Annotated in this window: 1 protein-coding gene; it reads left to right on the plus strand. The window is 64.0% G+C overall.

The window, feature by feature from the left end; genetic code table 11:
• Positions 1 to 494, plus strand: a 494-nt coding sequence (locus EOA60_RS36760) for an MFS transporter (protein WP_128312816.1), incomplete at both ends; no start/stop codon positions are given.

A 494-nucleotide genomic window follows, 5' to 3' on the forward strand; every position in this document is an offset into this window, starting at 1 on the left:
GCTCGACACGATAGGGCTAAGCTCCGTTGTCTTCCTGCTGCCGCTGATGTTCCAGCTCGGCTTCGGCATGAGCGCGGTGCAGGCCGGATCGCTGACCTTCGTCGCGGCGATCGGCTCGCTGCTGATGCGCTTCTTCATGCCGCGCATCTTGAACCGCTTCGGCTTCAAGCGGGTTCTGATCGTCAACACGCCGATCGCCGCCCTGCTGGTCGCCGGTTTTGCCTTGATGCAGGAAAGCACGCCTACCTGGATCGTGCTTGCCTACATCTTCGCCTTCGGCCTTTTCCGTTCGGTGCAGTGGGCCTCGACCGGCAACCTCGCCTACTCGGACATCGCGCCCGAGCAGCTCTCGCGCTTCAGCGCCCTGTACTACATCCTTTGGCAGCTGGCGGTGGCAATCAGCGTCGGTCTGGCCGCTGCCATGCTCTCGCTGCTCGCCGGCGGCGGCCAGGCGAGCGTCAACGACTACCGGCTCCTGTTCGTTGTCGAAGGCT

Source organism: Mesorhizobium sp. M1A.F.Ca.IN.020.06.1.1, from assembly GCF_004023265.1.
Lineage (GTDB): Bacteria > Pseudomonadota > Alphaproteobacteria > Rhizobiales > Rhizobiaceae > Mesorhizobium.